At 36.0% G+C, this 26,751-nt stretch carries 22 protein-coding genes and 1 pseudogene; 14 read left to right on the top strand and 9 right to left on the bottom strand.

Going from position 1 to position 26,751, the window contains the following annotated elements; translation table 11 throughout:
- Positions 1–91: 91 nt before the first annotated feature.
- From FBT53_RS15440 to FBT53_RS15415, 6 genes and pseudogenes are all read right to left on the bottom strand, one after another.
- Positions 92–790, bottom strand: a pseudogene (locus FBT53_RS15440) (sterol desaturase family protein); the annotation flags it as partial.
- A gap of 60 nt (positions 791–850) precedes the next feature.
- Complete coding sequence (locus tag FBT53_RS15435) at positions 851–1,540, bottom strand: response regulator transcription factor (protein WP_136952092.1); 690 nt, start codon at positions 1,538–1,540, stop codon at positions 851–853.
- A 4-nt stretch (positions 1,541–1,544) separates the two neighbouring features.
- A complete protein-coding gene (locus FBT53_RS15430; protein WP_136952091.1) occupies positions 1,545–2,813 on the bottom strand; it encodes a sensor histidine kinase KdpD in 1,269 nt (422 codons plus the stop codon).
- Positions 2,814–2,976: 163 nt separating this feature from the next.
- Positions 2,977–3,867, bottom strand: a complete 891-nt coding sequence (locus FBT53_RS15425; protein ID WP_169630379.1) for an MBL fold metallo-hydrolase — start codon at positions 3,865–3,867, stop codon at positions 2,977–2,979.
- A gap of 24 nt (positions 3,868–3,891) precedes the next feature.
- Entirely contained in the window at positions 3,892–4,596 is a 705-nt protein-coding gene (locus FBT53_RS15420) for a LytTR family DNA-binding domain-containing protein (RefSeq protein WP_136952090.1), read from the bottom strand.
- Positions 4,597–4,603: 7 nt separating this feature from the next.
- Complete coding sequence (locus FBT53_RS15415; protein ID WP_136952089.1) at positions 4,604–5,605, bottom strand: sensor histidine kinase; 1,002 nt, start codon at positions 5,603–5,605, stop codon at positions 4,604–4,606.
- A 215-nt stretch (positions 5,606–5,820) separates the two neighbouring features.
- On the opposite strand from FBT53_RS15415, the gene FBT53_RS15410 reads away from it, so the two are divergent.
- The gene (locus tag FBT53_RS15410; protein ID WP_136952088.1) at positions 5,821–8,199 is read left to right on the top strand and encodes an outer membrane beta-barrel family protein; all 2,379 of its coding nucleotides are present in this window, start codon (positions 5,821–5,823) and stop codon (positions 8,197–8,199) included.
- A gap of 133 nt (positions 8,200–8,332) precedes the next feature.
- Positions 8,333–9,163: a DMT family transporter gene (locus FBT53_RS15405; RefSeq protein ID WP_255578319.1), complete on the top strand. Its 831-nt coding sequence runs from the start codon at positions 8,333–8,335 to the stop codon at positions 9,161–9,163.
- 58 nt (positions 9,164–9,221) lie between these two features.
- Here the strand turns inward: FBT53_RS15405 and FBT53_RS15400 are convergent, their stop codons facing one another.
- Positions 9,222–11,852: a valine--tRNA ligase gene (locus tag FBT53_RS15400; protein WP_136952087.1), complete on the bottom strand. Its 2,631-nt coding sequence runs from the start codon at positions 11,850–11,852 to the stop codon at positions 9,222–9,224.
- Positions 11,853–12,047: 195 nt separating this feature from the next.
- Here FBT53_RS15400 and FBT53_RS15395 point away from each other — a divergent pair, with 195 nt between their 5' ends.
- Positions 12,048–12,434, top strand: coding sequence for a DUF1573 domain-containing protein (locus FBT53_RS15395; protein WP_136952086.1), 387 nt, complete (start codon positions 12,048–12,050; stop codon positions 12,432–12,434).
- Positions 12,435–12,476: 42 nt separating this feature from the next.
- Here the strand turns inward: FBT53_RS15395 and FBT53_RS15390 are convergent, their stop codons facing one another.
- Positions 12,477–13,820: a PDZ domain-containing protein gene (locus FBT53_RS15390; RefSeq protein WP_136952085.1), complete on the bottom strand. Its 1,344-nt coding sequence runs from the start codon at positions 13,818–13,820 to the stop codon at positions 12,477–12,479.
- Positions 13,821–13,969: 149 nt separating this feature from the next.
- On the opposite strand from FBT53_RS15390, the gene FBT53_RS15385 reads away from it, so the two are divergent.
- The 9 genes from FBT53_RS15385 to FBT53_RS15345 all read left to right on the top strand — a co-directional run bounded on the left by FBT53_RS15385 (position 13,970) and on the right by FBT53_RS15345 (position 22,721).
- Positions 13,970–15,163, top strand: coding sequence for a pyridoxal phosphate-dependent aminotransferase (locus FBT53_RS15385; protein WP_136952084.1), 1,194 nt, complete (start codon positions 13,970–13,972; stop codon positions 15,161–15,163).
- Positions 15,160–16,176, top strand: coding sequence for a UDP-N-acetylmuramate dehydrogenase (gene murB / locus FBT53_RS15380; protein ID WP_136952083.1), 1,017 nt, complete (start codon positions 15,160–15,162; stop codon positions 16,174–16,176). The genes FBT53_RS15385 and murB overlap by 4 nt, the downstream gene beginning before the upstream one ends.
- Before the next feature lie 191 nt (positions 16,177–16,367).
- The gene (locus tag FBT53_RS15375; protein ID WP_136952082.1) at positions 16,368–16,931 is read left to right on the top strand and encodes an RNA polymerase sigma factor; all 564 of its coding nucleotides are present in this window, start codon (positions 16,368–16,370) and stop codon (positions 16,929–16,931) included.
- Positions 16,928–17,686, top strand: a complete 759-nt coding sequence (locus FBT53_RS15370; protein WP_136952081.1) for an anti-sigma factor — start codon at positions 16,928–16,930, stop codon at positions 17,684–17,686. Before FBT53_RS15375 ends, FBT53_RS15370 begins: the two co-directional genes overlap by 4 nt.
- A 72-nt stretch (positions 17,687–17,758) precedes the next feature.
- Positions 17,759–17,968: a membrane or secreted protein gene (locus tag FBT53_RS15365; RefSeq protein ID WP_136952080.1), complete on the top strand. Its 210-nt coding sequence runs from the start codon at positions 17,759–17,761 to the stop codon at positions 17,966–17,968.
- Between the two features lie 18 nt (positions 17,969–17,986).
- Positions 17,987–18,556: an RNA polymerase sigma factor gene (locus tag FBT53_RS15360; protein ID WP_136952079.1), complete on the top strand. Its 570-nt coding sequence runs from the start codon at positions 17,987–17,989 to the stop codon at positions 18,554–18,556.
- 52 nt (positions 18,557–18,608) lie between these two features.
- A complete protein-coding gene (lipA, locus tag FBT53_RS15355) occupies positions 18,609–19,487 on the top strand; it encodes a lipoyl synthase (RefSeq protein WP_136952078.1) in 879 nt (292 codons plus the stop codon).
- 16 nt (positions 19,488–19,503) lie between these two features.
- Complete coding sequence (gene gap / locus FBT53_RS15350) at positions 19,504–20,520, top strand: type I glyceraldehyde-3-phosphate dehydrogenase (RefSeq protein ID WP_136952077.1); 1,017 nt, start codon at positions 19,504–19,506, stop codon at positions 20,518–20,520.
- Positions 20,517–22,721 (top strand): response regulator, encoded by a 2,205-nt coding sequence (locus FBT53_RS15345; RefSeq protein WP_240729847.1) that lies wholly within the window; start codon positions 20,517–20,519, stop codon positions 22,719–22,721. The genes gap and FBT53_RS15345 overlap by 4 nt, the downstream gene beginning before the upstream one ends.
- Positions 22,722–22,727: 6 nt before the next feature.
- Here FBT53_RS15345 and lpxK read toward each other — a convergent pair whose 3' ends face one another.
- Complete coding sequence (gene lpxK / locus FBT53_RS15340) at positions 22,728–23,723, bottom strand: tetraacyldisaccharide 4'-kinase (RefSeq protein WP_136952076.1); 996 nt, start codon at positions 23,721–23,723, stop codon at positions 22,728–22,730.
- A gap of 48 nt (positions 23,724–23,771) precedes the next feature.
- Here lpxK and FBT53_RS15335 point away from each other — a divergent pair, with 48 nt between their 5' ends.
- Together FBT53_RS15335 and FBT53_RS15330 are read left to right on the top strand one after the other, a co-directional pair.
- Positions 23,772–24,866 (top strand): Nif3-like dinuclear metal center hexameric protein, encoded by a 1,095-nt coding sequence (locus tag FBT53_RS15335; RefSeq protein ID WP_136952075.1) that lies wholly within the window; start codon positions 23,772–23,774, stop codon positions 24,864–24,866.
- Positions 24,867–24,871: 5 nt separating this feature from the next.
- The gene (locus FBT53_RS15330) at positions 24,872–25,654 is read left to right on the top strand and encodes a zinc ribbon domain-containing protein (RefSeq protein ID WP_136952074.1); all 783 of its coding nucleotides are present in this window, start codon (positions 24,872–24,874) and stop codon (positions 25,652–25,654) included.
- Positions 25,655–26,751: the final 1,097 nt, after the last annotated feature.

Below are 26,751 nucleotides of genomic sequence, written 5' to 3'. Positions count from 1 at the left end.
TATTTGAGAGAACAACAAAAAGCAGCTTAATGAATATTAACCAGAACCTAATTTAGAGCAAAACCTGTCCTAATCACTGGGGGATGCTCAGTTTTAATACCCCAAATTTTGGAGGAACATTGTCCAATTCCTCTTGAAAAGTACCAAACATACGGTCCCAAATACTCAAAATTTGTCCCAAATTTTTATCTATGTATTCCGGATTTATAGCATGATGCACTCTATGCTGGGATGGTGTTACCAAAATATATTCTACCCAGCCTAATTTACCAATGTGTTGCGTATGGTACCAAAACTGAGCAAATAAATGTAATGGTGCCAACAACGCAATGACCTCATTAGGTACCCCCATAATTGCAGCAGGGATTAACAATAGTGCATAATAGCCAAATATATTGGCTATAGGTTGCCTCAAAGCGCAGGACAAATTAAACTCTTCACTACTATGGTGTATTACATGCTGATTCCAAAATATGTTAACAGCATGGCTCAATCTATGATTCCAGTAGCCCGCAAAATCAATAGCTAAAAAAGCAATTACCCAAACCACCCACGTAGTTTTAATATGGATAATCGCTAAATGTTCAAGTAAAAATGGATAACTAACCAAAACCACAATTAGTCCTAATGAATCCTTGATAATATTGGTTAAGCCAGAGCTAAGGCTACTGACCGTATCCATTAAAGTATATTTCTGATTTTTTACAATATAGCCATAGGCTATTTCAATTAACACCAAAACCACAAAGAAGGGGATGGCATACAAAAGAGCTTTTGCGTAGGTTTCCATGAAATAAATTTAAACAAAAAAGTAAATTATTTTCAAATAAATAATTTAACTCCATTTTATTTACGCATTTCTTAAAATAAAACCTTTTCCGTGTACATTCTCTATTTGCACATTTTCTTCTTTGAGGTAGGTGCGTAAACGAGTTATAAACACGTTTAAGCTTTTTCTATTAAAGTAATCATTATCACCCCAAAGTTTTGTCAAAATTGCTTTGTGGGTTGTTAAGTTGTTTTGGTTAGTGGCAAGAATTTCTAACAACTCTGCTTCTCTAGTAGTCAGTAAAACCTCTTTCGTTGCGGTTTTTAATTGCTGATTTTTTACATCAAATTGAAACTGACCGAGCATATAAATATTTTGTTTTTCTTCTAAAATTTGTGGTTGTATTCGCTGTAAAATAGCCTGTATACGGACTACTAATTCCTCCTCATCTATTGGCTTTTTTAGGTAATCCACGGCACCTAGAGAAAATCCTTTTAATACATCTATCTTTAAAGACCTAGAAGTTAAGAATATAAAGGAAAGTTCTGGATAGACATCCCTTATTTTAGAAGCCAGCTCAAACCCATCCATTTTAGGCATCATTACGTCTAAAATAGCTAAATCTATATGTTTTTTATCTATCAGGGATAAAGCTTCTAGTCCATCTTTTGCCAAGGTAACTGAAAAGCCCTTAATGCGTAAATACTCTTTAAGCAAATACCCTAAAGAGGGCTCATCTTCTACCAATAATAAATTATACGTTGTACTCATATTACTATTGCAATGGTAAAGTGATGACTATCTTAGTTCCTTTTCCTAACTCACTTTCCATTTTTATTTTACCCTTGTGTTTCTTTACTATAGTTGCCACATAATATAATCCTAAACCATATCCTTTGGCCCCATGTAAATCTCCATTAGTAGTTCTAAAATATTTTTGAAAAACCTTTTGTTTTTCTTCTCTAGCAATACCCCTACCATTATCCTTTATGGCTATCTGCAAAGTATTATTAACCTTTTTAGCTGTTAACTCAATTCTAGGGCTCTCTGCATACTTTTTAGCATTATCTAAAACATTATTAATCACATTTTCTAGGTGAAATGCCTCTCCATTAATAAGAAATGAATCACCCTCTATGGTGTACTTAAACTTCACATTCTCAACAGAAGCAAGTTGTTCAAATTCCTGACAAACAGCCTCTAGATTAGGTTTAAAATTAAAAATTGATAAGCGCAAAATAGCCCTTTTACGTTCAAGACTAGCTAATTCTAAAACATTATCTATGTGGTTCGCTAATCGATGGGATTGTTGTTTAATAATTGCCAGAAAAGGAGTTCCCTTAGCTTCTACATGCTCCTCTAACATTTTAGATGCTAGTTTAATAGAAAACGTCGGGGTCTTTAACTCGTGTGTTAAATTATTAATAAAAGTATCCGTGGTAGTTATTACCTTCCGTTGCCAATAATAGGTACGTAAAACCCATACCACAGTACTCAAAATTCCGAGTAAAAAAAGTATGCTAGGCAACGTTAAACCGCTCAATTGTTTTAAATAATAATTATTTAAATTCTGAAATTCTAATTCCAATATTAGACCTTGATTTGCCTCTTTAGTAAGATAACCCTCCAAATAAATAGGATAATTTGTACGATTGGTCTTATCTGGTAAACTTGTTGGAGCCTTCAAAACTAATGTACTGTCTTTGCTATATAGCGTATAACTATAAGTTGCATCTACCCCATTGCTCTGTAATTTTTCTTTGAGAAAATCATTCAAAAAATAACGTGAAGCATCTACAATACTATCAGGACTCATCTTAAAAAAAGTAGTATCTTTTTTAAACGCACTAGAAAGTAAGTAAGTCAATTGATTTTCTGTACTTAAATCTGCGAGTATATCTGTTTTTGCTTTCTCTACCTTCTGACCAAATTGCACCTTTGCCAGATTTAGTCCTATTCTTAAATATTGGTATTGTACAAAAGCCAATCCAAAAATGGAAATGATAAAAATCAACAAAAAAATGTTTCTTCGCTGTTGCTTCATCCTACTAAATCCAAATTAATTTTTTATTAATCTTTATTGACTTTTCTTTTATCATATGGCTTAAATGTACCTATTACTTTTGTTTTAAGTTTAGTTAATATATTTTATTACCATAAAAAAAGACCGCAAATAGCGGTCTTTCTTTTCTTTCTTCATTTCAATCTTAATCGGCTGTATTGTAGATAAACATTACAATCTTTTCTGCATTTATAAATCCTTGGCCATGTGTAGCATCCCATTCTTTAGAAAGGTTCATTTTTTGCACTTGCTCTAAACTCTTACCGCTATTCCTAGCGTCTACAATACGTTTGCGTAATGTCAGAAGCACATACTTATAACTTTCTAAATCTTCTTTATTAGAAACTGGACCGTGTCCTGGTATTATTTTAGTAGTACTATCTACCATACCTAACGCCATGGTAACGTTAGCAATTAATCCATCTATATCTCCACCCGAATTGATATCTATATAAGGATACCTGCCACTAAAGAAATTATCTCCCATATGGAGAACGTTTTCTTCTGGAAAATAATAAAACACATCACCATCTGTGTGTGCATTGTTAACCGCAATGGCATGCATAACACTGCCATTACCTAAATGCAGGTTTAAATCTTTATCAAACGTTATTACCGGTAATGCTTTTTCTGGAGACGCTTCTGTGATTCTTCCTTCACCTCTATTTTGTTTGGTTCCCATTCTAACCCTAACATTTTTATGAGCAATGATTACCGCTCCAGTAGCTGCTAAATTCAGATTACCGCCTGTATGATCACCATGCCAATGGGTATTTAAAACAAATTTTATTGGTTTTTCGGTAATCGTTTTAACATGTGCAATAATTTTATCTGTCAACGGCCCAAATTGGTCGTCTATTACAAAAGCCTCTGTCTCCCCAATTGCCAGCCCAATATTACCCCCTGCACCAAATAAGGCGTACACGTTTGCAGACAATTGTTCTGAGGTAATTTCTACATCACTAAAATCCCGTTGCGCCATTGCTATTTGCATTGCAATTAAGGCTACCAATAATCCTAATATTCTATTTCTCATACCCAATGCTTTTATCTTTTAAATTTACCCAATTATTCGTTTTAAAAATGCCTCTTTGTAGGCTCTGCCTATTGGTATTTTATAACCCTCTCCCAAATAAACCAGATTACCGCTTATCCGCTCTATCTTTTTAAGATTGATGAGATAGGATTTATGCACCTGCATAAAATGACTTACCGGTAGTTGTTGCATCCAATATTTCAAAGTTTCATGAGAAAGCAGCTTGTTTGTATTTACATACAACTCTGTGTAATCTGCATCGGTATGGATATAACTAATATCCTCTGGATTAACCTTAACTAATTCGTGCCCAGTTTTTACAAAAAAAGAATTTTCGCTTTGATTCCGATTCAAATTTTCAGCTACAGGCGCAATAACTTCTTGCCGTTTAGGCACTTTATTCACAGCTTGAACAAAACGTTGAAAGGAAAATGGTTTTAGTAGATAATCTATCACATTTAAATTATACCCTTCTAAAGCATACTCGGAGTACGCTGTAGTTAAAATTACATGTGGTGTCTGAGTTAAACTTTTGAGCATCTCTAAACCAGACATTTTTGGAAGGTTTATATCTAAAAACAGAACATCTACAGCGGTAGACCGCATAAAGTCCATAGCTGCAAGACTATCAGAAAAGGTTTTAATTAGATGCAAAGAGCCTTCTTCTTCTATAAATTTTTTAAGAATACGCTGTGCAGGTGGTTGGTCTTCTACTATAATACAATTCATACCACTATTATAATTGTTGTAATTCCATTATAACTTCAACAAAATATTCTGATTGATGTTCTTCTATTTTTAAATCGTGCTTATCCGGATATAATAATTGAAGGCGCTTTTTAACGTTCACCAAACCAATACCTTTGGCTACGGTATCCTCTGCTGTAGCTTTTTCAAAATTATTCTTCACTCTAAAGTGCAATTTATTGGCCTTCATCCAGACATCAATTTCAATTTTAATATCCTTAGACTGCCCTGCCTGGCTGTGCTTAAATGCATTTTCTATAAAAACAACCAAAATTAAGGGAGCAATTTTAAAATTGTACGTCATGTCTGTGACCTTAAAGTGCACCGCTCCCCGTTCTTCAATTTGTAATTTATACAGTTTAATAAAATTTTCTAATTGCTCAATTTCTTTACCCAGTGGTACGTATTGCTCCTTAGACTCGTACAACATATACCTTAGCACACCACTCATTTCTAGGATTATTTCTGGGGTTTTTGTAGAACCTTCTAAAGCATAAGAATATAGGTTGTTAAGATTATTGAACAAAAAATGAGGATTTATTTGGGAGCGCAAAAACTGCAATTCACTTTCTTGCACTGCACTTTGCAATTCGTTTATTCTTTCTTCTTTCTGTAAAGCATCCCATGCAAATTTACCACTGGCTAATATGGCCATGATTGGTAAAACACCAAATAAGGATAAGAATACTCCAGGAAAGGTATTAGCTCTTTTAGTATCTGGATAAAGCCAAGGTTCTAAAATTTTTTCTTCTATAACTATTAAGATGACTAAGAACACAATAACACCTAAAAAAAAGTGCAGATATTTTTTCTTGTACAAATAGTTTGGCATTAGCACATAGCTGATTATAACCGTAGCAATTGCATACATTAAAAAAAACCATACCCTATCTGGACGTATAGCTTGGTCGCTCCAACTATACGTAAAGAACACTAGCACCACTATATGTAATAGCAGCTGAAATAGAATTTCTTTTTTTGTTACTATCATTCCACTTAAATAAATTCCCCTAAAAATAAGGGTACATAATTGTGTATAGCTACAAATATCATTCAAACAACAGAATTAAGCCTGTAAACAACAATCGTCCTTAAAGTTATCCTAAAAACCGTTGGTGAACAGTCTAACCATGTCGTTTGGAGTAAAAAACTACACGTTCTTTAGAGCTTTTTGGAATTTTGTAATCGTAAACTAAAAAACTGTTCATGAAAACACGTTGGCAATTATATCTTCTGTTATTTTTTAGCTTCTCTATTTTTTATCCCTTACAGGCTCAACAAAGCACCACCATCAAGGGAAAAGTAGTTGAAGAAGGTAGTAACTATCCCGTTGCTTTCGCTACAATAATGATTGGCAATTCCAATACCAAATCTGCTATTACGGGTACTACGAGTTTAGAAGACGGTACGTTTGAGTTTACTTTTACCGCAAGTGACTATTTTATTGAAGTAAGTTTTATTGGCTTCAAGAAAAAGACTATTGCACAGCCCAATAACAATCAATCAACGATAGATTTAGGAACTATAACTTTAATACAAGATGCACAACAGCTACAAGAGGTGGTTGTTGCAGGAGAAGTTTCGCAAACTGAATTTAAGTTAGACAAACGTGTTTTTAATGTTGGCAAAGATTTGAGTACTACTGGGGCTAGTGCTTTGGATGTTCTTAATAATGTACCCTCTGTAAATGTTGATATAGAAGGCGCCATAAGCCTAAGAGGAAGCTCTGGAGTACAAGTGTTAGTTAACGGAAAACCAAGTATCATGGCTAGCGATGAAAACAATGCTTTAGGTACTTTAACTGCTGATATGATAGAGCGTGTAGAAGTAATTACCAACCCATCTGCAAAATATGATGCTGAAGGTACTTCTGGCATAATAAACATCGTCCTTAAAAAAGAAGAACGTAAAGGACTCAATGGTTCTTTATCTGTAAATACTGGCGCACCCAACAACCATAGTATAGGACTCAGTTTAAATAGCCGTAGTGAAAAATGGAATCTTTTTACTCAATTGGGCGCTGGTTATAAGGAAATGCCGAACGATACCGAGAGCATAAATACCGACTTAACAGATGGTAGCCGTGTTACTTCCGTAGGTGAAGAGTTTAGGAACGAGACATTCTATAACCTCATCTTAGGTACAGATTACTTCATCAACAAAACAAGTGTAATAACATTATCTGGCAACGTTTCTTATGAAGAAGAAGATCAGCCCTCTACTACTTTATTTGGTGCTTTTGATGGTGAAAATAACCTATCATCTCAATGGGAGCGTACAGAGACCACGGATGCCGGCAACCCTAAGTTTCAATATGAACTTCAGTATAAAAAAGACTTTGAAGACAATGAGGAACACGATTTACTATTTAGCGCCTTAGGAAACTTTTTTGGTAAAGACCAAACCTCTGACTTTGCAGATGTTACCCTTTCTGGTGAGGACAGAGATAACCAACAAAAAACAAGAACGGACTTTAAAGAATCTGTTTACACCTTTAAATTAGACTATACCAAACCCTTTACAGATGCCCTGACTATGGAGACGGGAGCACAGTACGTAATGAATGATGTAAGTAATGATTATGAAGTGCAAAACTTAGAAAATGGCTCATTTGTAACGGATACTGGACTGACCAATATATTTGAGTATAACCAAAAAGTTTTAGCCGCCTACGGTACAACAGCTTACGAAGCGGAAAAATGGGGCATAAAAGGAGGGTTACGCGTAGAGAACACAGCCCTAAACACCTTGCTTGCTAATACTGGAGAGACTAATGACCAAAATTACACAGACTTTTTCCCAAGCGCCCATGCCTCTTATAAATTTACAGATAGAATTTCTATCCAAGCCGGGTATTCTAAAAGAATATATAGACCAAGGTTATGGGATTTAAATCCGTTTTTCAACATCAGAAATAATTTTAATATTCGACAAGGAAATCCGGACCTTTTACCAGAATATACAGATTCTTATGAGCTTACTTCTATATTTTTTGTAGGCAAGACAGCCATGAATTTTGGCGTGTTCCATAGAATTACAAATGATGTAATTGAACGTATAAGCCTGTTCGAAAATAATGTAAATACTACCATTCCAGAAAATGTGGGTACTAGCAATGCTACGGGTATTGAATTTAATACCAAGTACAGCCCTACAAGTTGGCTAACATTTAATGCTGATTTTAATTATAGTTATTTAGACCGAAATGGCACTTTTGAAGATAATGTATTCGATTTTACTACAGACCAATGGTCTAGTAAAATAAATTCCAAATTTAAATTACCTCTAGAAATAGATTTTGAAGCTACAGGAAATTACCGCAGTAGTTTTGAAACCGTACAAGGAGAACGTGCCGATAACTGGTTTGTTGATTTAGGAATCCGTAAAAAATTATTAAAAGGTAGAGCCGTACTAAGCATGAGTGTACGTGACCTTTTTGCTTCTAGAAATAATGAAGTAAGCATTGCACAAGCAGATTATGAGGTATACAATTACAGCCAAAGAGGGCGTTTTATTGCCTTTGGCTTTAGTTATGGTTTTGGCAAAGGAGAAGCCATGCAATACACTGGTGGTAGAAGAAGATAAAGGTTAACACACTAACTAGTTAGCATAGAATTGTTCTATTTGTTTTTTGCATGACATAACTAGCAGTAAATAAGCTATTAATCTAAATTTGCTTCTTACCTTTATCGCTTTTTTTGCTAAAGCCAATACTCTTTTGAAGAAAGCCGTACTTTTTATGCTCTTGAGCACGCTGTCCTTTACCGGGATGAACCTAATGATTAAATATCTAGAAACTATCCCTACCTTTCAGATAGTATTTTTCAGGGCTTTGGGCACCGTTGTTCTTGCCTCCATTTTTTTATTGAAAAACGGAATTAACTTTTTGGGCAACAATAGAAGATTGTTGGTTTTCAGAGCGTTCTTTGGGGTAACGGCCATGACTTTGTTTTTTATGTCTTTAAAGGAATTAGAGGCTGGCACGGCGGTATCTATACGCTACATAGCGCCTGTATTTGCATCTGTTATAGCAGTATATTTCTTAAAAGAAAAATTGCGTGCCATTCAGTTACTGCTATTTGCTATTGCTTTTTCTGGGGTTATGGTAATAAAAGGGTTTGATCCCAACATCAATTTAAAAGGATTGGCCTTAGCCTTAGCTGCTGCTTTCTTTACGGGTTTTGTATACATTTTTATTCGTAAAATTGGCAAGGGAGACCATTATATGGTTATTGTAAACTATTTTATGTTTTTTTCACTAGCTATTGGAGGAATATTAGCCATTAACGTATGGGTTAACCCAACCACTGCGCAATGGGCTATGCTTTTAAGCTTAGGTGTCTTTGGTTATTTTGGCCAAATTTATATGACACAGGCATTTCAATTAGCCAAAACAAATGTAGTTGCCCCTTTAAAATACATGGAGGTCGTTTTCACCATTTTAATTAGTTTTACTTGGTTGGGTGCTAAATACACTACACTAAGTTTAGTAGGCGTAACCATGATAATTAGCGCACTAATTGTAAATACCCTACTAAAAAAGGCATAAAAAAATCCGCCAGTTTATAACACCAACGGATTTTTATTATTTGGTTTAAAATGAGCTTCTAGCCTAAATTAGCCAAACTCTTTTCTAAAGTTTCAATTTTAGCCTCTGCATCCGCAGCCTTTTTACGTTCTATCTCTACCACCTTTTCTGGCGCATTATTTACAAAACGCTCGTTACTTAATTTTTTCTGTACAGATTTTAAAAAGCCTTTAGTATACTCTAATTCTTGCTGAATTTTCTCTTTCTCTGCTTCTACATCTATAGCCCCCGCAATTGGAATAAAATACTCGTTACTCTTAACCCTGAACGTCAAAGCTCCCTCCACAGAGGCATCTACCGTAGCAATACTTTTTATATTGCCCAGCTTCTGGATAATAGCATTCATACTTTCCGAAGTACCGGACTGATTTAAAATAGACAGCTCTAATACCTCTTTATTAGGGATATTTTTGTCCTTACGTATGGTTCTAATACCAGCAATTACCTCAGTAGCAAACGCAAATTCTTCTACAATGTTGGTATCAAAAGTCTCTTTGGTAGGCCATGCTGCCACACAAAGTGCTTCTTTGGCATCGCGTTCTGCAATATGTTGCCATACTTCCTCTGTTAAAAATGGCATAAAAGGATGCAATAACTTTAAGTTATCTTCTAAAATGCCAATGACCTCATCAAAAGTTTTCTGGTCTATAGGCTGTTGATAAGCTGGTTTTACAATTTCTAGTAACCAAGAACTATAATCGTCCCAAACCAATTTATAAATAGCCATTAAAGCATCGGAAATACGGTATTTGCTAAAATGGTCCTCAATTTCTACTAGTACCTGTTGGTAACGTGCTTTGTACCAATCTATACCTATACGTGCTGCTTCGGGCTGCGGAATATCTGCTACTTCCCAACCTTTTATCAATCTAAAGCCATTCCAAATTTTATTGGCGAAGTTGGAGCCTTGCTGGCATAAGGCTTCATCAAACAATAAATCGTTACCCGCGGCAGAACTCAACAGCAACCCCACACGAACACCATCTGCACCAAACTGTTCAATCAACTTTAAGGCATCTGGTGAGTTACCTAGAGATTTGGACATCTTTCTACGCTGTTTATCGCGTACCAAACCGGTTAAATACACGTTCTCAAACGGTCTTGCATCTCTAAACTCGTACCCAGCCACTATCATCCTAGCCACCCAGAAAAACAAAATGTCTGGTCCGGTAACCAAATCGTTTGTAGGATAATAGTATTTAATTTCTTCGTTTTCTGGCTCTAAAATGCCACCAAAAACACTAATGGGCCATAACCAAGAAGAAAACCACGTATCTAAAACGTCTGGGTCCTGTTTTAAATCAGCTAGGGTTAACGCAGTATTTCCAGAAGCCTCTTTTGCTAGTTGTACTGCTTCTTCCGCAGTTTCTGCAACTACAAAATCTTCTTTACCATCGCCATAAAAATAGGCTGGTATTTGCTGTCCCCACCACAATTGTCTAGAGATATTCCAATCCCGAATATTCTCCATCCAATGGCGATACGTGTTTTTAAACTTATCTGGAAACAATTTTACATCGCCAGACTCCATAACCGCTTCTAAAGCTGGTTTAGAAAGATCTTCCATTTTAAGGAACCACTGATCAGACAGGCGAGGTTCTATTACCGCTTTGGTACGTTCAGACGTACCTACTTTGTTTACGTGTTGTTCCGTTTTTACCAAAAAACCTTTTTCTTCTAGCTCTTTAGCAATCTCTTTGCGCACTACAAAACGGTCCTTACCTTCATAATGCAAACCAAAAGAGTTTAGACTGGCATCCTCATTAAAGATGTCTATTACTTCTAAATTATGCTTGTCTCCAAGGTTTTTATCGTTCTCATCATGTGCAGGTGTAACCTTTAAACAACCGGTACCAAACTCCATATCTACATACGCATCTTCTATTATAGGAATTACCCTACCAGAAATTGGTACAATAGCCTTTTTCCCTTTTAGATGTGTATATCTTTCATCATTTGGATTGATACAAATAGCCGTATCTCCTAAAATTGTTTCTGGCCTTGTGGTTGCGATGGTTACTTTTTCATCTGACCCCTCAATTTCGTAAGCTAAATAATACAAAAGTCCATTACGCTCTTCGTAAATCACCTCTTCATCAGACAAGGTCGTCTTTGCTTCTGGATCCCAATTTACCATTCTATAGCCACGGTAAATTAGTCCTTTTTTATAAAGGTCTACAAATACTTTGATTACAGAGGCAGACATATCATCATCCATGGTAAATTTGGTACGTTTCCAATCACAAGAACAACCCAGTTTGCGTAATTGTTTTAAGATAACACCACCATATTCATTGGTCCAATCCCAAGCGTGCTTAAGAAAGTCTTCCCTAGATAGCGTAGCTTTATCTATGCCTTCTGCTTTAAGTTTGGCCACTACTTTAGCTTCTGTGGCAATAGATGCATGATCCATACCTGGCACCCAACATGCATTTTTACCTTGTAAACGGGCTTTTCTAATCAATACATCTTGTATGGTATTGTTTAGCATGTGGCCCATATGCAATACTCCCGTAACATTTGGCGGTGGTATTACTATGGTGTACGGCTCCCTGTCATCTGGTGTAGATGTAAAAAAATCTTGGGATTCCCAGTACGAATACCAGCGCTCCTCTACCCTATTGGGCTCATATTTGGATGGAATTTCCATTTTCGGTATGATTATTGTTTATACAAAAATGGATTGGTCAACTATAAGAAAGCCACAACAAATTTTAACATATAGCTTTCCAGATTTACCAATCCGCTGAATACGAAACAAAAATAAGTAACGTTATTACATTACAAAAGAATTTTGGAGGTAGGTTTAAATCCCCTACTTTTGAATTTACCCAAAACTAAAAAAATGAAGAAAGTATTACTTTTAATGTTTGTTGGTCTTTTGGCCATGAGTGTAAAAGCCCAGGACAAAACAGCGAAAATTGAATTTAAGTCGGAAACGATTGATTATGGTGATATTGAAAAAGGTAGCGATGGTGTTCGCGTTTTTAAATTCACTAACACAGGAGATGCTCCTTTGGTAATCAGCAATGTTAGATCTAGTTGTGGTTGTACAATTCCCAAAAAGCCAGACGCACCTATTTTACCAGGGAAAGAGGGAGAAATTCAAGTTAAATATGACACTAAACGTGTAGGGCCAATTAGAAAGGCTATTACCGTAACTTCTAACGCAGATACGCCAACAAAGGTTTTAAAAATCAAAGGCAACGTAAAAGCAGAAGGAGCTAAATAATAAGGTAAAACACTTACCGTAATTAGAAAGCCTTGACAATTGTCAAGGCTTTTTGTTTTCAAAAACATCTTTTAAAACAAAAGAAAAATGCTGGTCTCTATTGTACCGTTCTATCACCATCTTAACCCGTTTGCCCTTTTTATTATTCAGCATTTGTAATACTTCTTGCAACTTATAACGGTGTACACGCTTATTATTCACCATTAAAATAACATCTCCTTCTTGCAGACCCGCTCTTTCTGCTGGGCTCCCTGCACGTATACCAGACACTACAATCTCTGGCACTAAACTAAGCTTAGTCCTATTCTCCATGACAATTTGTACATTACCAAAAGAGTCGTTATGCTCGGCATCTACAATACCTCTAGCATCTGCAATACGCTCAGAGATATACCTTACCCCGTTATGCTGTATGGACAAACCAGATAAATTGTATTGGTAGGGCATATTAAAATTTCCGTTTTTGACTAAACTTAATTTTTCATTGTGATAATCAAAAACCAAATTAAACCGCTTTAAGACTTCTCCTCCTAGGCTTCCATTTCTATCTTTAAGATTATTAAGTGCTAAAAATGAAGTTTTATACGGAAAGGCTGTTTTAGTTTCACTTAAAAAATAATCTCCCATACGGATACCTTTAATCTTAGAACGCTTTCCATAAATTGAACCACTAAGACCTTTACCCAAAAATTCTTCAAAATTCTTCTTAGGAACATCTAACCCTCTTATACTGTCTTTAAAGAGCCATAATGCATCACTACTTCCCGTATCTACCAATAATTTTACAGGTATTTCTTTATCATCATTGCGCACTACACTGCCTTTTACATAAGCTTTTTTAGCCTCTATTGCTAAGGGGATTGTTTTATACTTTTTCTTGTAGTACGGATAGGTATTAGGACGGTATAGTTTTAAGACAGAAGCGGCATAATTTACTTCTACCACAAAATCTTTAAATATATCATACCCGATAATACCGTGCACAGGCGTACCCAAGCTAGGAGAAAGATTTAAATCCTTATCCATTACCACAAAGAGGGATTGGTCATGATTAACCGCTTTACCAAATTTAACCGTATTATGTACAGAACGCAGCGCTTCTATAGGCTCGCCTTCTCCTAAACCTCTGAGGGTTATGGATGAAACATTATTAATTTGAATGGAATCTTGATCATTTAAATTAAAAAGTATGGGTGAACTTACCCCGCTATCTAATATAAATTTTAATGGCGCCCCATTAATAGTGACCGGCACCAATATTAGATTGTTGACTTGCTCAAACTTTATCCGCTCAAATTTTTTCTTTTTCGCAAAGCGATATGTTTGCCCCAACGTATGGGTAGTTGTACACAAGAGCAACAAACCGAGTACATAAAAATTCCTCAAAACATTACCATTTAAACGGTTACACCCTAATAAGTTACTAAAAAAAAGCTGTTATTGACATTAATTTAACAATTAAGCAGGTGTTTCATTCTAAATTATTTAGTTGTGATATCGTATCCATTTCGCCATTTTTGCACAAAAATTAGAGCATGCCAAAAATTTCTATTAAAGGAACCCAAATGCCTTCCTCTCCCATACGTAAATTGGTACCGTATGCAGAAAACGCCAAGAAAAAAGGTACAGAAGTAATTCACCTAAACATTGGCCAACCAGATATTAAAACTCCAGATGTTGCTTTAAACGCTATAAAAAATATGAATCTGGATGTTTTGGCCTATAGTCGTACCGAAGGTTCTGAGGTATACCGAGAAAAAATTGCAGAATACTACGCGCAACATGATGTTACGGTAACTGCCCAAGATATTATTGTTACCACTGGTGGTTCAGAAGCTCTATCTTTTACCATGGGTGCAATTATGGATCCAGAAGACGAGTTAATAATTCCAGAGCCATTTTATGCGAATTACAATGGTTTTGCTACAACCAACGGTGTTACCGTGGTTCCCATTTTATCTGCTATAGATAATAATTTTGCGCTACCTCCTATTGCTGAGTTTGAAAAATTAATTGGCCCTAAAACTAAGGCTATATTAATTTGTAATCCTGGCAATCCTACGGGTTACTTATATACCAAAGAAGAAATTGAGCAACTTGCTGCACTAGCCCTAAAACACGATTTGTTTTTGGTAGCAGATGAGGTATACCGTGAATTTGCGTACGATGGCAAAAAACACCATTCCATATTAAGCATCCCAGGTCTAGAACAACATGCAATTATGGTAGATTCTGTTTCTAAAAGATACAGTATGTGTGGCGCTAGAATTGGTTGTGTTGTTTCCAAAAACAACTCAGTTATGGCTGCTATTTTAAAATTTGCCCAAGCTAGATTATCACCACCTACCCTTGCACAGATTGCCAGTGAAGCAGCATTAGAAACTCCAAAAACCTACTTTACAGAAGTAATTACAGAATACGTTTCTAGACGCGATTTGTTAGTTAGCGAATTACAAAAAATTCCTGGTGTAAAAGTTGCAAACCCTAGTGGGGCATTTTATTGTATTGCAGAATTGCCAGTAACAGATTCTGATGATTTTGCACAATGGCTATTAGAACATTTTCAATTGGATGGGGCTACAGTTATGGTGGCACCTGCAGCAGGTTTTTATGCTTCTGCCAATACGGGTAAAAACCAAATAAGAATTGCTTATGTACTAGATAAGTCAGAATTATTAAAAGCGGTTAGTATCTTGCGAGAAGGTTTAAACCAATACAACGCTAAGTGAATATCTTAGAAAATATAGCATTAAAACCCTACAATACCTTTGGTATAGCAGTAAAGGCTCGTTTTTTCTTAGAGATAAACAGTCTTTTGCAACTACAAAAGGCACTTCAACTTTCTGCTTACCCAGATAAATTTATCATAAGCGGCGGTAGCAATATGCTTTTAACTAAGGATATAGATGCCCTAGTACTACATATAAATCTTAAAGGTATAACGGTAGTAGAAGAAACGGAAAGTGAAGTTATTATAAAGGTAATGGCGGGAGAAAACTGGCATGAGTTAGTTCAATGGACTTTAGCACAGGACTACGGTGGCTTAGAGAATATGTCTTTAATACCCGGAAACGCTGGTACAGCTCCAATCCAAAATATTGGTGCCTACGGGGTAGAATTAAAAGATGTTTTTGTGAGTTGCGAGGCTATGCGTATTGACAACCAAGAATTAGAAGAGTTTACCAAGGAGGAATGCCAATTTGGTTACCGTGATTCTATCTTTAAAAACAAAGCAAAGGAATCTTACATCATTACAGCAGTTAAATTAAAGCTCACTAAAGGGCAACATCAACTTTTTACCCATTACGGCGCTATAGAATCAGAATTGGATGCCATGGGAGTCGTTACCCCAACAATACAAGCCATTTCGGAAGCTGTGATTCGTATTAGGCAAAGTAAATTACCAGACCCTAAAGAAATTGGCAATAGTGGTAGTTTCTTTAAGAACCCCATAGTATCACATAAAAAATTTAATGCCTTTATAAAAAAATTTCCAGATGCCCCCTTCTATGAGGTTGGAGAACAACAATATAAAATACCTGCTGGCTGGCTAATTGAGCAAGCTGGTTTTAAAGGCAAGCGTTTTGGAGATGCTGGGGTCCATGCCAAACAAGCTTTAGTTTTGGTAAATTACGGAAATGCTACAGGTATGGAAATAGTACACCTTGCACAACGCATACAAAAAACAATAAAAGAAAAGTTTGGCATTGAGATAGATGCAGAAGTAAATATTATAAAATAACCCCAGCAACAAAGAACGTCACTGGGGTTATACCAAACCAAACTAACCAAAAATTTAATATCTAAACGTAACTAACATCTTAAATGCGTTACTGTACAATGTATTTTTTACTTTAGCGCTATTGGATATACGGAGGAAAATCTACTTTGGATTTCGGAAAGTGATTTTTTTTCTGATTTTTTTTCCAACCTATGAGCACATTACTTGAGAAGCATATCATTGAACTGCTGCAAGAACGAGATGAAAAAGCTATTTCGCTCTTATATGACAATTACGGAGACACCTTATACGGTGTAGCCTTTAAGGTTGTTAAGGATGAAGACCTTGCACAAGACGTGGTACAAGAAAGTTTTATAAAGATTTGGAAAAAATCTGATTCTTACGACCCAACTAAAGCTAAATTATTTACTTGGTTATTTAGAATTACCCGTAACACTGCTATAGATAAATTAAGAAGTGTAAACACAAAAGCAGATAAAGAAATCCAAATAGACGTTTCTGACGTATATAATTTAGGCGAACAGAGCATTAGACCAGAGTTTTTAGATGTAAAACAACATTTAGACCAGATTGAAGAAAAATATCGCGTTGTTCTAGAGGCTTTATTTTTTGAGGGGATGACCCAGCAAGAAGCGAGTGATGAGTTAGATATCCCGCTGGGCACTATAAAATCCAGACTCAAAATAGGCTTACGAGAAATGCGCAAAATTTATGGCAACTTGGCTATAATGCTCCTTTTAAATATAATGTCATGAAAGAAAAAATACACCACTTTTTAGAAAGCGACCTATTAGAAAAATATCTTTTAGGAGAAACTACTACTTTGGAAACTACTCAAGTAGAAAGATACATAGCCATGTACCCAGAAGTTCGCAAGGCCTATGATGAGTTGCAAGACAACCTAGAAGCCTACGTAAAGTTGCATGCAATTAAAGCACCAGAAGGTTTAAAAGAAAGTATATTACATAAAGTTAAAAAACAAGGCAAGGGTAACTTTAAATTCTATAAGATGGCCATTGCAGCTAGTTTAATTGCTATGATTTTTGGGGGTGCCACCTTCTTCTTTTACAATCAGAACCAAGATTTGATAGAAAAAAATACCATCGTAAATAATAAAATTAAGGATTTGGAAATGGACATGCGTGTTCAATTAGAAGACTTAAGAAATCAATACATCGTCCTAAACAACCCCAACACCAAGCGTTTAGATGTTAGAGGCAATAAAAAAGCAAAAGAATTAAAGGCGTTGGCATATATAAATCCTGTTAAAAAATTATCCTACATCAATGTAAGCCATTTGCCTCAGTTGCCAGAAGACCAGTGTTTTCAAATGTGGGCAGAAGTGAACGGTAAAATGGTGAATCTAGGTGTGATAAAACAGTTCGATGATAAGGAACAGCTATTAGCGCTACCCTATGCAGACCAAGCGGTTGGCTATATCACTATTGAACCAAGAGGTGGCAATGCAGCTCCAACAGTAGAAAATATTGTTGCAAACATAAACTACTAATAACCTAAAGTAGTCTTAAGCCATTATTGTTTTTAATTAGGGTTTAGTACCTTTGTAATAGATTAATTAGTTATGAAGTTAGTTCTACTTACAATTGGTTTAATGGCACTTGCATTTGCAGGAATTGCTATTAAAATTTGGGGAAAGAAAGACGGTAAATTTGCAGGCACTTGTGCAAGTCAAAATCCATTTTTAAACAAAGATGGGGAGGCCTGTGGCTTTTGCGGTAAGCTACCAGATGAACAAGACTGTAAAAAAGACAGCGTAGCACAAGCTTCCTAATCCTTTCTTTACTTTTATTTGAGCGCTACAGCATTTAACCTTTTAGAGACTATACAACAAGCAAAAGCAGGCCAACAACTTGCCTTTAGTCAGCTCTTAGACCATTTTTGGAATCAAGTGTATGGGTTTCAATTGCAGCGTACTAAAAATGAAAATGACGCGGAAGACATTACCGTGCAAACCTTTTCTAAAGCATTTGATAAAATAGCCCAGTTTGATGAGTCTTATGAATTTGGCACTTGGCTTATCGCCATATCTAAAAACATTCATGTAGACCTAATCCGCAAGAGAAAGCGTAATGTTTTGGATGAAAGTGACGGTAAAGGGGACGAAGTGAATTCGGTATTAGACGATAGTCCCACCGCAGAAGATGCCTTAATCACTGAACAAAATTTAGTATCGCTCTTAGCAGACATTAAAAAGCTAAAACCACATTATCAAAAAGTTATTCATTTACGTTTTTTTAATGAAATGAGCTACGCAGAGATTGCTAAAGAGCTTAACGAACCTGTAAATCGTGTTAAGGTTAAGCTATTGCGCGCCAAAAAACTTTTAGCAGAAATTATCACCAATAGTAAAGAAGGATAATGCTCCCTTTCTCTTGGAACCATTTCGTATATTTGTAAGCTAAATTACTGTTATGGCAACTACAACAGAAACACATGTAATTCCACCTAAAAAAGGAAAACCAAAATGGTTACGTGTTAAATTACCAACAGGTAAAAAATACACACAGCTAAGAGGTTTGGTAGATAAGTATGACTTGCATACCATATGTACCTCTGGTAGCTGTCCAAATATGGGCGAATGTTGGGGAGAAGGTACGGCCACCTTCATGATTTTAGGCAATGTTTGTACACGCTCCTGTGGTTTTTGTGGTGTAAAAACAGGGAGACCAGAAAGCGTTGATTGGGAAGAACCAGAAAAGGTTGCCCGTTCTATAAAAATTATGAACATTAAACACGCAGTGCTTACTTCCGTAGACCGTGATGATTTAAAAGACATGGGTTCCATAATTTGGGCAGAAACGGTGAACGCTGTGCGCCGTATGAATCCAAATACTACCATGGAAACCTTGATACCAGATTTTCAAGGGATAACGACACATTTGGACCGAATTTTGAGTGTGGCACCAGAAGTAATTAGCCATAATATGGAAACGGTAAAACGATTAACCAGAGAGGTACGCATACAAGCTAAATACGAAAGAAGTTTAGAGGTTCTAAAATATTTAAAGGATAATGGCGCTAACCGTACCAAGTCCGGAATTATGTTAGGCCTTGGAGAATTAGAAGAAGAGGTTTTAGAAACAATGGAAGACCTTAGAAAAGCAAATGTAGACGTAGTTACCATTGGTCAATACTTACAGCCATCTAAAAAACACCTACCTGTTAAGGAATTTATATTACCAGAACAATTTAAGAAATATGAAGAGGCAGGTCTAAAAATGGGCTTTAGACATGTAGAAAGTGGAGCTTTGGTACGCTCTTCTTACAAAGCGCATAAGCATATAGACTAGCCGCCAATTCTACAGCATGAAAAAAATAAGAATTGGAATCAACGGATTCGGTCGTATAGGTCGTACATTATTTAGACTATTAAATCAGCATCCGCATCTCCAAGTTGTCGCTATTAACGATTTATCAGATGCCATTACTCTTGGGCATTTGTTAAAATACGATAGCATTCATGGGGTTTTTAATCAAGACATTACAGCTACGGATAACCATCTTTCCTACAAAGGCAATAAGATTCCTGTTTTAAATGAGTCCCACCCGTCTCACATCAATTGGGCAGCGCACCAAGTAGATGTTGTGGTAGAAGCTACTGGAAAATTTAAGACAAGAGAAACCCTAGAATATCACTTGGTAAATGGCGCTAAAAAAGTTATACTATCTGTACCCCCCCAAGATGACCAGCTAAAAATGGTGGTTCTAGGTGTTAATCACGACTGTCTTACCGCAGAAGATAACATAATAAGTAATGCTTCTTGTACCACAAATAACGCTGCTCCAATGATTAAGGTGATAAATGAGCTATGCGGTATAGAACAAGCATACATTACTACAGTACATTCGTACACCTCTGACCAAAACTTGCACGATAAACCGCATAGGGATTTAAGACGAAGCAGGGCAGCAGCACAATCTATTATACCTACTACAACTGGGGCCGCAAAAGCCTTGACAAAAATATTTCCAGATTTGGCAGATGTTATTGGGGGTTGTGGTATTCGCGTACCTGTACCCAATGGTTCGTTAACTGATATTACATTTAATGTTAAAAAATCGGTTTCAATAGCAGAAATTAACGAACGTTTTAAAAATGTTTCTGAGAACGAATTAAAAAATGTAATTTTCTATACCGATGAACCCATTGTTTCCATCGATATAAACAATACTTCCTATTCTTGTACGTTTGATTCTCAAATGACTTCAGTAATAGGTAAAATGGTTAAGATTATTGGATGGTATGATAATGAAACTGGATACAGTTCCAGAATAATTGACCTAATTAACTTACTGAATAGTAAAGGATATATTAAACATTGAGAACAGCCCTAGACCAAAGTATTACAAAAGCCTTTTGTCTTTTATTTTTCTGTTTTAATACGGTAATTGCAAATAATGCAACCACGGTAAACCAATCTACGTCTTTACCACATCTTTACCAGCAAGCCTTAGATTACACCCACCAAGACCGTTTAGAAGAAGCTTTGGAAACACTGCAAAAAGCGGTAGACCTAGCAGAAGCTCAAGAAAGTCAGCAGCAATTATTAGATACTTTTCATAAGCTTGCTCTTCTTTATTTAGAGTTTAATGACACAGAAACTAGCCTGTTTTATTGGGACCGCGCTGGAGCACTACTTAAAGAGATTGAGTATCCATACGGGGAGGCTGTACATAAATTAATTAATGCCATAATTGAATATAGAAAAGGAAACTTTTTTCAATCGCTACGCTCCTTAGACGAAGCCAAAAGATTGAGTAATGACAAAAATCTTTTAAATAATATTTTACTGGCAGAGGCTAATACGTATGTTGGTTTAGGAAAGTTAGAAGAAGCTACTAAAAATTACAATGCGTTAATTGTTAACTCTGACAATTACGAACAAGCCTACTTAGCTACTTTAGCCAATATTGGTCTTGGCAAAATTCTTAAAGAAACAGAAGACATTGAAGCGGCTATTAGACATGCAGAATCTGGAATGGAGCTGGCAGAAAAAAATCAATTTTTTGGAGAGATTATAAATGCAAGCAAACTACTCACAACGCTATACACCATCCAAAACGAACCCAATAAAGCTCTATTATTTACTCAAAGACAATTGGCTTTAAAAGATTCTGTTTACACCTTAAAAAAACTAGAAACAGAAGCCAACAAGGCAAACAAAATTAAGTTTGACCAACTGGCGAAATCGGTTTCTGATTTACAAGAGAAAAATGAGGAGTTGAGTGCTTCTGCCAACCGTTCAGAAATAACAGCTATCTTAACTTCTGCATTTTTAACCATTATCTCTATTTTGGCAGTTTCGCTGTATAGAAACAATCAAATTAAATTAAAAACCAACGATTTACTACAAACTAAGAATGACGAATTAGAACAGGCCAGAGATGCGGCAGTATCGGCTATGGAGGCTAAAACTAATTTCTTATCTACAGTAACCCATGAGCTACGGACTCCCTTGTATGCGGTAACAGGACTCACCCACCTACTCTTAGAAGAAAATCCGCAAGAACACCAAAAAGAACACTTACAGTCCCTTAAATTTTCTGGGGATTACTTGTTAAACTTTATTAATGATATTCTACAGATTAATAAAATTGATGCTGATAAGTTAGAGCCCTTACATATTGATTTTAAACTAAGAAAGGTAATTAATGATGTCATAGATCCCTTACAGCAGAATGCAAAAGATTCTGGAACACAAATTAACGTGCTTTACGATAGTAAAATACCAACCACATTATTAGGAGACCCTTTAAAGCTATCTCAAGTATTTATGAATTTGATAGGCAATGCTTTAAAGTTTACTAAAAACGGTAAAATAGATGTAATGGCTAGGATACAACAGAGGTCTCCAGACACCATAAAAATATACTTTGAAGTAAGCGATAACGGAATTGGTATTTCTGAAGAACAACAGAAAAACATCTTTGATAGTTTTGAGCAAGGCTCCATACAAATTAACAGAGAATATGGCGGCACAGGTTTAGGCCTAACCATTGTTAGGAGTTTGCTAGGATTATTTAATAGTGATATTCAGTTAAAAAGTAAGTTAGGCGAAGGCAGTACGTTCTCTTTTGTACTCGATTTTAAGATACCAGAAACGGTACAAGAAGAACCTGCATTTGAAGTTGCCGTGGAAGAATTTGAGTTTGATGGCTTACACGTGCTAGTGGTAGAAGACAACAAAATAAACCAAGTTATCACTAAAAAAATGTTGCTTAAAAAAGGGATTACTTGCGATATTGCTAATAACGGTGTAGAAGCTATTGATCATGCAGAGAATAATGAGTATGCCTGCATTTTAATGGATATACACATGCCTGGAATAAGCGGAACCGAAGCTACCAAGCAAATACGAAAATTCAATAGTAGTATTCCTATAATTGCGCTGACCGCAATTTCTATGGAAGATAGCCTAGAAGAGTTTTATGAAGCAGGTTGTAATGCGGTAGTAACAAAGCCCTTTAAACCAGAGGTATTTTACCAAAAAATTGGAGAAAACGTTTTTGGTAGTAAAGTATAAGTCTAGTTAAATCTCCCTTTTTAAAAAGGCAAGCAATTGCGCATCCCCACCATCCATAAATTGATGCGCTACAGGCAAGTACCATAAGTCTGCGATTTTGTTTTTTAAACGTACATAATCCTTTTCTGTAGTCAAAATAGTGCCTTTGGTTTGCAATACCGCAATTTCTTTGGTCGTAAAATTATGATGATCATTAAAAGCCATATGGTCAAACTTCAACCCTAATTCCTTCAAATAAGTTATCAATGGTCGCGGGTTTGCTATCCCTGTGACCAAGGTAAAAGGCTGTTGTTTTAAATGGTTCAATGGTTTTTCTGTAGTTTCACTCTTAATAAGGTCACTGTACTGTAAAAAACTAAAAAGGACTTGCTGCTTAGCAGTTGGTTTTAATTTAAGCTCAATCGCTTTTTTTTCAGCAACAGAAAGGTTTTCAGGGCATTTTGTTACAATAATTTTGGCTGCATTTTTAGCTACGTATTTGGCGTCTCTAAGATTTCCGGTAGGCAGGTACCAATCATCTATGTATAAATCTCCGTAAGCCGTTAGTAATAATCTTACCTTCGGATGCACTTTCCGGTGTTGGTAGGCATCATCTAACAAAATAACATCAGGGTTGTCCTTTTTTAGCAATCTATCAATACCATTTCGCCTATCCGCATCCACAGCCAATAGCATCGGCTTAAATTTCTGGTACATTTGGTAAGGTTCATCGCCCAAAGTAGAAACGGTACTACGCTCATCTGCCAAAACATAACCCGAGCTAGCTCTTTTATAACCTCTACTTAAAACAGCCAAATGGTAATGTTCTCGTAAATTTTTAATTAGGAATTCTGTCATTGGGGTTTTTCCCGTGCCACCAACACTTAAGTTGCCTATACAAATTATGGGTGTAGTATAGCGTTTAGAGGCAAGCCAACCTATGTCATACATCCCATTACGAATGTGTACCACAAGCGCGTATACCAAAGAGAACGGAAATGCTATTTTACGAAGTAAACCCACGAGGGCGAATTTATAATATTTTATCTTAGTCCTCTTAAAAAGTACATGATGACGGTTAAGGAAGTTTCGCATATTTTAGAACAACTAGCTCCATTAGGGCATGCAGAAGATTTTGATAATGTAGGCTTACTGGTTGGCAATCCTACACAAGAGGTCAATGGCATTTTGGTGACCTTAGACACTTTAGAAAATGTGGTAGACGAAGCTATCGCTAAAAATTGCAATCTAATCGTAAGCTTTCACCCCATTATTTTTAGCGGTCTAAAAAAGATTACTGGCAAAACCTATGTAGAACGTGTGGTTATGAAGGCTTTGGAACATTCTATCGCCATCTATAGTATGCACACCGCCTTAGACAATAGCCCCATAGGTGTAAATGCAAAAATATGTGAGGTCTTGGGTGTAGAAAAACCGAAGATTTTAATTCCTAAGAAAAGGGCAATTAAAAAATTAGTAACCTATGTTCCAAAAAGTAATGCCCAACAAGTTACAGATGCTTTATTTGCTGCGGGAGCTGGAGCACTTGGCAATTATAGTCATTGTAGTTTTAAAACAGAAGGTCAAGGCAGCTTTTTAGCCACTGAAGGTGCCAACCCAACACTAGGTACAATAGGTACTTTGCATGTAGAAGAAGAACTACAAGTAAACCTAACTTTTGATGCAATTCTAGAACCTAAAGTTCTAAACGCCTTAGTTCAAAGTCATCCTTATGAAGAAATTGCTTACGAGGTAACCACATTAGATAATAGTCATCAGCATTTAGGTATGGGTATGGTGGGTGAACTTCCAAAACCCATCTCGGAAACCGAATTTTTAGACCTTTTAAAGAAAAAAATGAATGCCGCCCTGGTAAGGCATAGTGCTTTTTTAGGAAAACCAATAAAAAAAGTAGCCGTTCTCGGTGGGAGTGGCGCTTTTGCCATTGGAGCAGCAAAAGCTTGTGAGGCAGATATTTATATTACGGCCGACCTAAAATACCACCAATTTTATGAGGCCGAAGGGCAACTAGTACTGGCAGATATAGGACACTTTGAAACAGAGCAGTTTACAAAAAAACTTTTAGTAGAATTTCTTAACAAAAAAATTCCTAATTTTGCGGTCACTTTATCGGAGAGTATTACTAATCCCATCAAGTATTATTAAAATATATGGCAACAAAAACTGAAACAACCGTAGAAGAAAAATTAAGGGCATTATATGACCTACAACTTATAGATTCTAGGGTTGATGAAATAAGAAATGTTCGTGGCGAACTTCCTTTAGAAGTAGAGGATTTAGAAGACGAGGTGTTGGGACTTAAAACTAGAATAGACAAGTTAAAGTCTGATGTAGAAACGGTAAACTACGAAATTACTGCCAAGAAAAATTTGATAGAAGAAGCAAAAGCTTTAATCAAAAAATACGCTGAGCAACAAAAAAACGTAAGAAACAGTAGAGAGTTTAACTCTTTAAGTAAAGAAGTAGAATTCCAAGAATTAGAGATTCAGTTAGCTGAAAAGAATATTAAGGAATTTAAGGCTCAAATAGAGCAAAAGAAAGAAGTAATTTCTAAGACTAAAGAAAATCTTTCTGAGCGCGAAGCACACCTTAAGCACAAAAAAGGAGAGTTAGATGCCATTTTGGCCGAGACAGAAAAAGAAGAAGCTGCACTTCTTAAAAAATCTGAGGAGTACGAATCTAAGATTGAAGACAGATTGGTACAAGCTTACAAAAGAATCCGTACCAATGTTAAGAACGGTTTAGCTGTTGTACCCGTAGAAAGAGGTGCTTCTGGTGGTTCTTTCTTTACCATACCACCACAGGTGCAGGTAGAGATAGCTTCTAGAAAAAAGATTATTACAGATGAACATAGTGGTCGTATTTTAGTAGACCCTGTTTTAGCAGATGAAGAGCAAGAAAAAATGCAAAAATTATTTGCTAAGCTTTCTTAATACGCTTTCTAAAAGAAATTAAAAAGCCTTCCAATTTTGGAAGGCTTTTTTATTTTAAATTGAGGTAATCATTAACGTTAAAAAAGGGTAATTTCCTTATGCATAACTAGTTATTTTATTTTACAGGAATGCATCGGTCGCTACGCTCGGTCAGTTCTATATTTTTATGGATAGCAAACCAAATGTTCATTGATAATTTAAAACTGTTGTGAAAGCTGCTTGCAGCTTCACGAACTCCCTAGGCAAAACTACCAACATGTGAGTAATTGCTTTATGCATGGCTTGTTATTTATTTTTAAAGGAATGCATCGGTCGCTACGCTCGTTCAGTTCTATATTTTTATGGTGGGCTAAAACAGATGTTCATTGATAATTTAAAACTGTTGTGAAAGCTGCTTGCAGCGTCACGAACTCCCTTGGCAAAAACTACCAACATGTGAGTAATTGCTTTATGCATGGCTTGTTATTTTTTTTTACAGGAATGCATCGGTCGCTACGCTCGGTCAGTTCTATATTTTTATGGTGGGCTAAAACAGATGTTCATTGATAATTTAAAACTGTTGTGAAAGCTGCTTGCAGCTTCACGAACTCCCTTGGCAAAAACTACTAACTTGTGAGTAATTGCTTTATGCATGGCTTGTTATTTTATTTTACAGGAATGCATCGGTCGCTACGCTCGGTCAGTTCTATATTTTTATGGTGAGCTAAACAGATGTTCATTGATAATTTAAAACTGTTGTGAAAGCTGCTTGCAGCTTCACGAACTCCCTAGGCAAAAACTACTAACTTGTGAGTAATTGCTTTATGCATAACTAGTTATTTTATTTTACTGGAATGCATCGGTCGCTACGCTCGGTCAGTTCTATATTTTTATAGTGAGCTAAACAGATTGTTCATTGATAATTTAAAACTGTTGTGAAAGCTGCTTACAGCTTCACGAACTCCCTAGGCAAAAACTACTAACTTGTGAGTAATTGCTTTATGCATGGCTTGTTATTTATTTTTAAAGGAATGCATCGGTCGCTACGCTCGGTCAGTTCTATATTTTTATGATGAGCTAAACAGATGTTCATTGATATACGGCAAACTGTTGTGAAA

The sequence above is a fragment of the Flavobacterium sp. ASW18X genome, assembly GCF_005144745.1.
GTDB lineage: Bacteria > Bacteroidota > Bacteroidia > Flavobacteriales > Flavobacteriaceae > Croceivirga.
Note: the sequence above shows the minus strand (reverse complement) of the source record. Positions and strands in the feature narration are given on the sequence as shown.